Annotated in this window: 8 protein-coding genes; 1 reads left to right on the top strand and 7 read right to left on the bottom strand. The window is 70.8% G+C overall.

The window, feature by feature from the left end:
* Nucleotides 1-8: 8 nt before the first annotated feature.
* The gene (locus tag D7V88_RS15840) at nucleotides 9-338 is read left to right on the top strand and encodes a hypothetical protein (protein WP_120541478.1); all 330 of its coding nucleotides are present in this window, start codon (nucleotides 9-11) and stop codon (nucleotides 336-338) included.
* Nucleotides 339-386: 48 nt separating this feature from the next.
* On the opposite strand, the gene D7V88_RS15845 is transcribed toward D7V88_RS15840, so the two are convergent.
* From D7V88_RS15845 to D7V88_RS15875, 7 genes are all read right to left on the bottom strand, one after another.
* Nucleotides 387-2,855, bottom strand: a complete 2,469-nt coding sequence (locus D7V88_RS15845; protein ID WP_120541479.1) for an OPT family oligopeptide transporter — start codon at nucleotides 2,853-2,855, stop codon at nucleotides 387-389.
* A 151-nt stretch (nucleotides 2,856-3,006) separates the two neighbouring features.
* Nucleotides 3,007-3,894 (bottom strand): RNA polymerase factor sigma-32, encoded by an 888-nt coding sequence (locus D7V88_RS15850; protein ID WP_120532981.1) that lies wholly within the window; start codon nucleotides 3,892-3,894, stop codon nucleotides 3,007-3,009.
* Between the two features lie 417 nt (nucleotides 3,895-4,311).
* Nucleotides 4,312-6,375, bottom strand: coding sequence for a transglutaminase TgpA family protein (locus D7V88_RS15855; protein ID WP_120541480.1), 2,064 nt, complete (start codon nucleotides 6,373-6,375; stop codon nucleotides 4,312-4,314).
* Entirely contained in the window at nucleotides 6,372-7,349 is a 978-nt protein-coding gene (locus D7V88_RS15860) for a DUF58 domain-containing protein (RefSeq protein WP_120541481.1), read from the bottom strand. The genes D7V88_RS15855 and D7V88_RS15860 overlap by 4 nt, the downstream gene beginning before the upstream one ends.
* Entirely contained in the window at nucleotides 7,346-8,326 is a 981-nt protein-coding gene (locus D7V88_RS15865; RefSeq protein WP_120541482.1) for an AAA family ATPase, read from the bottom strand. The genes D7V88_RS15860 and D7V88_RS15865 overlap by 4 nt, the downstream gene beginning before the upstream one ends.
* A gap of 130 nt (nucleotides 8,327-8,456) precedes the next feature.
* A complete protein-coding gene (locus tag D7V88_RS15870) occupies nucleotides 8,457-8,780 on the bottom strand; it encodes an STAS domain-containing protein (protein WP_120541483.1) in 324 nt (107 codons plus the stop codon).
* A gap of 223 nt (nucleotides 8,781-9,003) precedes the next feature.
* Nucleotides 9,004-9,694, bottom strand: a 691-nt coding sequence (locus tag D7V88_RS15875) for a lytic transglycosylase domain-containing protein (RefSeq protein ID WP_120541486.1), incomplete at its 5' end; no start/stop codon positions are given.

Here is a 9,694-nt window from a genome sequence, read left to right on the forward strand (position 1 = left end):
TGCCGCCCATGAAGCGATTGGCCCTGTCCGCCCTCGTCCTGACGTCCCTGACGGGCTGCTTTCGCATGAGCGTGCGAAGCCCTGCGCCGCGCGATGGGGCGCCCGAGAGCCGGCTGGGCGCGAGCTTCGTGGCGGGCCTGACGACGTCCGACGTGGCCGCGGGCGAGTGCCGGCACGGCCTGTCGCGGGTGGACGTGTACTGGCCGTGGTGGAGCCCCATCGTCTACGCCTTCACCTTCGGCATCGTGGCCCCGCTGCGCACCGAATACGTCTGCGCGCAGGGGCCGGATGCTTCAGGCGACGGGGCCGAGGTTCCTGCCTCGGTGCCCGCGCTGTAGCGGCCCTCCCCGCGCGAGGCAGCGGGGGAGGGCGTCACGCCGCTCGCGTCAGGGCGACGGGGGCGGGGCTTCCGCGCCGCTCTTGCCCTTGAGGGCGGAGCGGAACAGCACGGCGGTGAGAGCGGCGAAGAACACCAGGCCCCAGACGTTGGACCAGGTGGGGTGCGCCAGCTCGCTTTCGCCCACGGCGTTGAGGAAGGCGCCAATGGCGTTCTCGTGGCCGAAGAGCGCTGGCAGGTTGATGGCGCGCGTCCAGGTGCCGTCGCTGGCGATCTCCAGGAAGGCGATGAGCACGCCCGCGATGGAGCCGCCCGCGATGTAGCCGGAGGACATCAGCGTGCCGGGGGAGAACTCCGACTCCGCCGCGCTGCCGCCGCGCAGCTTGTCCACGAAGTGGCGCACCATGCCGCCCACGAAGATGGGCGCGCTGCTGCTGATGGGCAGGTACACGCCCACCGCGAAGGGCAGCGACGACACGCCGCACAGCTCCAGCATCAGCGCGATGAAGACGCCCAGCAGCACCAGGTCCCACGGCAGCCGCTGCGTGAGGATGCCGTCGATGATGAGCGCGAACAACTGCGCCTTGGGCGCGGAGTAGCGGGTGAGCGTCTGGCCCTCGTACTCGCTGATGCGTCCGCCGATGCCCGGGTCCACCACGTACTGGATGCTGCCCGTGTCATCCACGAGGTAGCGGCCCGCGGGCACCGGCGTGTCCGCGCCGCGCACGAAGCCTTCCTTGTAGATGCGGTCCGGTCCCGCGGTGACGAGCCCCGCGTCCGACAGCTTCAGCGACGGCCCCGTGGCCGACGACAGCGTCATCCCCGCGAGCTCCGTGGCGGGGATGGGGCGCCAACTGCGCAGCTCCAGCGCGCCCTCCGCGGGCACCGCGTCCAGGCGCTCCGCCCACAGCGAGCGCTTGAGCAGCGCGGGCGTCATGCCGCGCTGGGTGAGCGCATCCTGGGACACGGCCCAGCGGTACGTGTGCTGGGTGCGCGTCTCCGTGGACATCTCCGTCACCTGCACGCCGGGGTGCGACTCCGGGATGACCGCGGTGGCGCCCTGGTTGAGCAGCACCAGCACCAGACCGATGAACATCGCGCTCGTGAGCACGCCGACGAAGAGGGCGATCTGCTGCTTCTTGGGCGTGCCGCCGACGAGGTAGGCCGTCTTCAAGTCCTGCGCGGTGGTGCCGCCGTTGGACGCCGCGATGCCCACGATGGCCGCCGTGGTGAGCGCCATGAACCGGTCCGGCGACGACGTCCAGCCGAACAGCAGGTACACGAGGCACGTCACGAGCAGCGTGGCCACCACCATGCCGGAGATGGGGTTGGAGGAGCTGCCAATCTCCCCCGTGATGCGCGCGCTCACCGTCACGAAGAAGAAGCCGAAGATGACGATGAGGATGGCGGAGATGAAGTTCACGTGCAGCGGGGGCGCCAGCCAGATGGCCAGGATGAGCAGCGCGCTGCCCACCAGCACCACCGTGATGGGCAGGTCCTGGTCCGTGCGCCGCACCGTGGGCAGGGGCCCCTGGGTGCGGGAGGCTCGCAGGGTCTCCACGCTGCGCTTGAAGGCGCCCACGATGGTGGGCAGGGAGCGGATGAGGCTGATGAGGCCGCCCGTCGCCACCGCGCCCGCGCCGATGTAGAGCACGTAGGCGTTGCGGATCTGATCCGGCGACATGTCCCGGATGAGCATCCCGTTGTGCACGAGCAGCGGCGTGTCCATGCCGCTGCCGAAGAAGGACACCATCGGGATGAGGATGAGGTAGCTGAGCACGCCACCCGCGAAGGTGATGGACGCGACGCGCGGCCCGATGATGTAGCCCACGCCCAAGAGCTCCGGGGACACCTCCGTGGAGAGCGTCGCCGCCTTGAGCCCCTTGATGGGCATCCCGATGGCCTCCTTGAAGAGCTTCATCCCGGAGTAGGCGAACTTGTAGACGCCACCGATGATGAAACCCAGGATGACCGTGCGCGCGTTGGTGCCGCCCTGTTCGCCGACGATGAGCACGTCCGCGCTCGCGGTGCCCTCCGGGTAGGTGAGCTTGCCGTGCTCCTGGACGATGAGGCCCTGGCGCAGGGGGATCATCATCAGGACGCCGAGCACGCCGCCCAGGGCCGCGGTGAGGAACGCGTGCGTGAGGCTGATGTCGTAGCCCAGGATGAGCAGGGCGGGCAGCGCCGCCGCCACGCCGAACGCGAGCGACTCACCCGCGGAGCCCGTCGTCTGGACGATGGTGTTCTCCAGGATGCTGGAGCGCCCCAGGGCCCGGAAGATGGCGATGGAGAGCACCGCCACCGGGATGGACGCCGACACCGTGAGGCCCACCTTGATGGCCAGGTACACGGAGGACGCCGCGAACACGATGCCCAGCACCGACCCGAGCACCAGCCCGCGGATCGTCAGCTCGGCGGGCGACTGCTCCGGCGACACATAGGGTTTGTGCGTGGCGGGGCCAGGCGCCCCCGCGAGGGGAACGCGATCATCGACGACCGGCTGCGAAGCGTGGGACAAGCAGGCACTCCTGACAGGGAATCAGGCGGCCTTTCTAGCAGGGTCCCCGCCCGGGAGCGAAAACACCCGTGTCCCTGGAACACGCGCGCCCCACACGCCCGGCGAGGGGCGGCGGGGCGGCATGGGGCCTGCGCTTCACTGCCAGGATGCGTCAGCCCTGCGCGGCGAGCGTCTCCGGATCCACCTCCGCCATCAGCGCGGCCAGCTCCGACTTGAGCTTGTCCTTGGCGCGGATCTCCAGTTGGCGCGCGCGCTCGCGGGAGAAGCCGAAGTGCTCGCCCAGCTCCTTGAGCGTCATGGGGCGCTCGTTCATCACGCGCTGTTCGATGATGAAGCGCTCGCGCGGATCCAGGCGCATGAGCGCGGTGCGCACGCGGTTGTTGATGAGGCCCGCCTCTTCCTTGTCGGCGAACTCGTCGTCCTGGGGCGCCGCGGCGCTCACCACGAAGTCCACGTGGCTGTTGCCGCCGTCCTCGCCCATGGGCGCGTCCAGGGACAGGTCCCGGCCGCCCATGCGCTGCTCCATCTCCCGGACCTCGCCCGGCTTCACGTGCAGCTTGCGGGCGATCTCATCCACGTTCACCACCGCGTCGCCGCTGCCCAGCTTCTCCAGTTCGCGGCGCGTGCGCGCCAGACTGAAGAACAGCTTGCGCTGCGCCTGCGTGGTTCCAAGCTTCACCAGCGACCAGCTCTTCAGGATGTAGTTCTGGATGTACGCGCGGATCCACCACACCGCGTACGAGATGAGACGGATGCCCTTGTCGGGATCGAACTTCTGCACCGCCTTCATCAGGCCGATATTCCCCTCCTGGATGAGGTCGGACATCTTGATGCCGTAGGAGCGGTACTCGTAGGAGACCTTCACCACGAAGCGGAGGTTGGCCGTCACGAGCCGGTGGCCCGCGGCCAGGTCGCCCTTGATGAAGCGGCGCGCCAGCTCCTGCTCCTCCTCCACCTTCAGGAGGTTGTACTGGTTGATCTCCGAGAGATACATCGCCAGGGAGCCGGAATTGGACGACTGCTCGGTCGAGGCCTGCATGGATGGATTCTCCGAATCTGGGCCTCCTCGGAGGGAGGCGTTTGAAAGGTGCTCTAGGTTCAAGCCCTACAACTTGACGTGCATTGCCTTGAGCAACCGGGATGCCAACCGCGGTCGGATGTATTCGCGTGTGTCTCCAAGGGGTTGGCGGACGCAGGGGGGCGCCGGGGTAGGGCGGTCTGTAACCGTTACCCGGCCACCGGAGGAAATCCGCGGGCCTGAGTGGGTAGAAAGTGCACGTCTCTTTCGTCCCTGGGCGCGCGTCGCCGTGGCGCTCGCGAATGAGGGTTCGCAGAAACGCTTAATGGCCGCGCAAGGCGCGGGTGTTGGCATTTCGATTCCGCCCGGACGTCCCTGAGGGGGGCGGGCGACCTGAAGGGGAAGGCCGCTTCCTTCCGGAGGGCACTTCCGTTCCGTTCAGGAGGCGCGGGCGGTAGGGCCCGCCTGCTCGTCTGGCTTGTGCGCGTGGCGGGCGGCTTCGGCATCGAGCGCGCGGCGCAGCGTCCTCAGCAGGTGCTCGGCCTCTCCCTCGCGCAGGGCCCGGCCGCCAAAGCGCGCTTCCAGGTAGCGGCGGGTGAGGGGCGTGAGCGCCAGGGCCAGCGGGTGGCCATCGCGCGCCAGCCGCGTGGTGAGGTCCTCCAGCGATTCGTCCTCCCGGCGCGGCACGTGGGCTCGGGCCAGCAGCGCGTCCACCCGGTCCAGGAAGCGCGTGGCCTCCAGGCGCAGGGCGCGGCGCGGCCAGCGGGCGACGATGCGGCCCAGGCGCCAGACGAGGAAGGCCACCACGGCGGCCGTCACCCAGGCGCGCATCGGGGGCAGGCGGCTGGAGGTGGCAGCCCCTTCGGCGGTGCGGCGCGGAGGGCGCACCAGCTTGCTCGCCAGCTCGAACTGGTCGCGGAATGAGTAGTCGACGACGGACTGCCGCCAGCGCCCCTCCACCGCTTCATAGAGGGCGAGCAGCTTTTCAATCAGCTCGAAGCCCTGGCTGGTGCGGTGCGAGGGAGGGGTGGCGTCCACCGTGACGAAGCCGCGCCCTGGCACGAAGACATGTGTCCACGCGTGGGCGTCACCAGCGCGCACCAGGTAGCCGCCATCCATCCGCGCCCCGCCGAAGAAGCCGGTGGCCAGCCGCGCGGAGATGCCCTGCGTGCGCAGCAGCACCGTGAGCGCGGTGGCGAAGTGTTCGCAGTGCCCCGCCTTGCGCGCGAAGAGGAAGTCCGCGAGCGGATCCTCCAGGGAGCCCCCCTGCTCCAGCGTGTACGCGTAGTCGCGTTGCAGGTGGCTGACGAGCTTGCGCGCCGCGGCCAGCGGTTCCTTCTCTCCATCCAGGACGCTCGCCGCGAGCTGGGCCACGCGCGGATCCAGGTGTTCAGGCAGGGCCAGGAGCTGATCGCGCTCCTCGGCCCGCAGGCCGGAAGAGGCATCCGCCTTGGCGTTCGGAGGCAGGCTGTAGGCTTCGTACGTGTACGCGGGCGCGGTGATGGTGAAGCGCACCTCGCCACCGCCGTGCAGTTGGACGGTGCTGGCCCGCGTTCCGGTGGGCGTGAGGGCCAGGGCGTTGCCCAGCCGCGACGGAGACTCCAGCGCCACCAGCGTGCGGCCTCCGTAGGCGGGCAGCAGCTCCACGCGCTGGTGCAGCAGCGTGTCGCTGGCCGGGCGCAGGGTGATCTGCCGTTCGGTGCGCTGGGCCCCGACGACGTTGGTCCACTCCTGGCCGTCGAAGGTGTCGTAGGTGCGGCCCACCCAGTAGGCGTCCAGCTCTTCGCGGCCCGGGTCGGGCGTGAGCGTGGCGCGCAGCACGACGCGCGGGTTGCTCTTGATGGTGCCCGCGCCGCCCAGCCGCACCGTGTCGGAGAAGCCCGCGCTGCTGACCGCGCCGAAGCCGGGGGCCGAACGCGGGCCCACCATGGCCCAGTTGAGGCGGGGGAAGAGGATGAAGAAGGCCATCGCGCCGGCCACCGCGAAGCTCAGGCCTCCCGACAGCGGCAGCAGCACCGAGCGCACCGGCACGGGCTCGCCGTCCGGCACCGCCGCCTCCACCACACCCAGCGCCAGCGACAGGCTGGCCAGCACCCCGAAGGCGATGAGGCACAGCGCGTACGTCATGTCGCCCGACAGCGCCGCGCCGCCGGCCACCATCAACAGCCCCGTCAGGTGCGTCTGTCCGTCCGCGGAGCTGTCCGGCGTGGACAGCATCCGCTGCGCGGAGATGAGGCCCGCGAAGGCGCACGCGGCCACCACCGCGTTCATCGCGCCGGACGTCAGCCGCAGGCCCAAAAGGACGGCCGCGATCAACAGCAGCACCGCCGACAGGCGCGCATGCCGCGCCACGATCCGCACGTCGGACAGCGCCAGCACCAGCGACAGCAGGAACACGCCCAGCACCCACAGGGGGAGCTGCCCGGACACGGCCATGGCGCCAAACGCGGCGCCCGCGCCCAGATCTCGCAGCACCAGTCGCAACCGCAGGGGCCTCTTCACGCCGCCTCCTGCTTCGTGATGGCGTCCACGTCCTCGAAGCCCACCCACGCGAGCGCCTGGAGGATCCGCCGCTCCTGCCCCGCGCCCGCCGACGGACGCAGCACGTGGTCCGGAAGCTGGAGCCCGACTTCGTGTCCCGCGCCGAGGAGCTGGTGCGCCTGGGCGGCGACCTCTTCACACTGGTGCTCCAGCGCGTCGCCCGTGAGCCCGGGGGGCAGCGCGAGCTTCCAGATGCGGCGCTCCTCGCGCTCGCGCTCCACCTTGAGCAGGCGCCCCGCCGCGGCGCTCTTCTTCCAGTGGATGCGGCGCGCATCCTCGCCCGGGGCCAGCTCCTTCAGGCCCGCCACGTCGCCGGTGCCGTCCTGGTGGCGCGGACTGCCCGACTCGCCCCGGGGGCCCGTCTCCGCCTGTCCCGGCTCCCGGCAGGCGTAGCCCCGGCGCGGGTACACGAGCAGCGTCCCCTCCAGGGAGAACACCCGCGTCTTGGCGAACAGGCCCAGCGGCCACGTGGTGGTGACGCGCACGCCGGTCAGCCGCACCGGCCCCCGGTGGGGCGCGGCCAGGTCCGCCCGGACGACCAGCTCCTTGCCCGCCGGCAGGTAGCCCAGCCGGCCGGTGCCGACGAGCGGCGACAGGTCCTCCGCCAGCGTCAGCGCGAAGCCGTGCCCCGCCTTGCGCGACACCGCCCAGCGGTAGGCGAAGGGCTCGCGCGCGAAGGCCGCGTCGGCGCCCATCCGGCGCACCGTCAGGTCGCGCAGGCAGCGCTCCGACAGCACGCCGGACACCACCACCATGCTGAGCAGCAGGCCCAACAGCAGGTACAGCAGGTTGTTGCCGGTGTTGAGCGCGCCCAGCCCCACGCCGAACGTCACCACCAGATAGGTGCGGCCCGTCTTCGTCACCGACAGCGTGCGCGGCGGACGCAAGAGGGCGCGAAGCCGCGCCCGGAAGGGAGGGCGGGCGAGGGCCTTCACCGGGGCGCCGCCACCTTGCGGGACAGCTCCTCCACCAGGTGCGCCGCCTCGTCGCGCGCGGACACGCCCTGCACCGCGCTCCTGAGCAGCACCCGGTGCGCCCAGCAGGGCACCAGCATCGTGCGCACGTCGCCGGGGGTGACGAAGTCGCGCCCCTCCCACAGGGCCTGGGCCCGGGCGGCGGACCCCAGCGCCAGCACCGCGCGGGTGGAGGCGCCGCGCTCCAGGTCGCCGTGCTCGCGCGTGGCCTGGGCCAGCCGCACCACGTACTCCGCCACCGACGCGTCCAGCTTCACCTCCGCGGCGAAGTCGCGCAGCGACGCCAGCTCCTCCGGCCCCGTCACCGCCTCCACCGACGCCAGGGGGGATGCCGCGCCGCGCGTGGTGAGCAGGCGCGCCTCCACGTCCGGTGCCGGGTGGCCCAGGGACAGGCGCACGAGGAAGCGATCCAACTGGGAGTCCGGCAGGGGGTAGGTGCCGGAGAAGTCCACCGGGTTCTGGGTGGCCACCACGGTGAAGGGCGAGGGCAAGGGGTGCGTCTCACCGTCGAGCGACACCTGACCCTGGGCCATGCCCTCCAGCAGCGCGGACTGGGTGCGCGGCGGGGCGCGGTTGAGCTCGTCTGCCAGCACCAACTGCCGGAACAGCGGCCCGGGACGGAAGGAGAAGGTGGCCGTCTGCGAGTGGAACACCTGCGCGCCCAGGATGTCGGCCGGCAGCAGGTCCGCGGTGAACTGGATGCGGGCGAAGGACAGGGCGCACGCGCGGGCCAGGGCTTCGGCCAGCGTCGTCTTTCCCACACCCGGCATGTCCTCCAGGAGCAGGTGCCCGCCCGCCACCACGCAGGTGACGACGCGCTGCACCTCCGTGGGCTTGCCTTGCACGGCGCGGCCAAGCTGGGCGGCGAGCCGCTCCATGACCGCACGCGCGGAAGCAGGGGTGGGAACAGGACCGAGGACGCGGGCGGGCTGGGTCATCCTGGGCGGACTCTAACCCAGGCGACCGCGAGCCGGCACACCCTCCAGGGCGGCACCTTCGCATTCGGAGCCCGCCTGCTTGCGCGGGGGCTTCCAGGGTGCGCGGGGACCGCCCGGGGCACTGCCGCTTCTAGACGGAGAGGACGTCCTCGGGCGTGTAGTAGGCCCGGTTCGTCGCGGGCGAGGACAGCACGCCGAAGTAGCGGAACATCCGCTCGTGGTGCGTGGCCAGGCCGCGCATCTGCACCGCGCCCTCCTTCAGGCCGTGGGTGAGCACCCCCACCGCGCTGTCCTTGAACTCACGCAGGTGCGCGAAGTCCAGGACGACCTCGCTCTTGGCCAGCGACTGCAGCGACAGGCTCAGCTCCTGCGCCGTACGGCCGTCCAACGTTCCTTCCAGGCGCAGGGTGACCCGTCCCGCCGCCTCTTCCCGAAGAATCTGAAGCCCCGTCATGTTCCGTGCTCCTGCTGAGGTGTGCACCTGTGTGCCGCCTGCGATGGTGATGGCGGCTGAAGCACATCCCGGACCCTTTGTGGGGTCCGGCTTTCCCAAGGTGACCCGTGGGGGTGCGCAGCCGGAGAACCACACTGCACCTTCACGGGTGTTTCAGTCAGTGGCAGGCGTGCAACTTCCGCCCGAGTGTTGGCGACCGGGCGGAAGGCGTGTCACGCAACGGTCAACCCTTGCGACCTTCCGTCGGCTGGGCAGCACGCAGGCTCACCGCGCGCTCCTGCTGGGCCTTCAGCTTCTGGAACTCCTTCACGACCTTGGCGGGATAGCCGGCCATGAACTTCACCCGGTTCTCCTTCTTCGCCAGGATCTTCCGGGCGGTGGTGGGGCCCGCGTTGTAGGCGACGAGCGCGCTCTCCACGGAGCCGAACCGGCCGATGAGCTCCGCGAGGTAGGCGGTGCCCAGGTTCACGTTGGTCTCGAAGTCGAACAGGTTGGTGTGCCGGCCCAACTGGAAGCCCGCCTTGCCCGCCAGGTACTTGCCCGTGTCCGGCATCACCTGCATGAGGCCCATGGCGCCCACCCCGGACACCGCGTAGTTGTTGAAGGAGGACTCGCAGCGGATCAGTGCGACCACCAGCATCGGATCCAGGTTGTTGCGCTCCGCCTCGCGAACGATGGCGACGGCCAGCCGGCGCTGCTGCCGCTCGGGAAGCCCGGAGGCGCGCACGGCCTCGACGACGCCCATCTGTTCCGCGCGGATCAGGTCCGCCTCTTCCTCGTACATCTGGAGCTTGGAAAGCGCTGCCTTGAGCTGCGCGTCCTTCTGCGCCAGTTCCGCCCTCAGGGCCGCCACGTCCGGCGCTTCACCCTGCGCACCCACCGGCACCTGCACCGGGAAAGCCCCTGCGCCCGTC

Origin of the sequence: Corallococcus terminator, assembly GCF_003611635.1 — a bacterium.
GTDB classification, from domain to species: domain Bacteria; phylum Myxococcota; class Myxococcia; order Myxococcales; family Myxococcaceae; genus Corallococcus; species Corallococcus terminator.

Coding starts and splice junctions, on each gene's coding strand:
- D7V88_RS15870 (WP_120541483.1), bottom strand. CDS start 8,780: ATGACGGGGCTTCAGATTCTTCGGGAAGAGGCGGCGGGACGGGTCACC.
- D7V88_RS15840 (WP_120541478.1), top strand. CDS start 9: ATGAAGCGATTGGCCCTGTCCGCCCTCGTCCTGACGTCCCTGACGGGC.
- D7V88_RS15865 (WP_120541482.1), bottom strand. CDS start 8,326: ATGACCCAGCCCGCCCGCGTCCTCGGTCCTGTTCCCACCCCTGCTTCC.
- D7V88_RS15850 (WP_120532981.1), bottom strand. CDS start 3,894: ATGCAGGCCTCGACCGAGCAGTCGTCCAATTCCGGCTCCCTGGCGATG.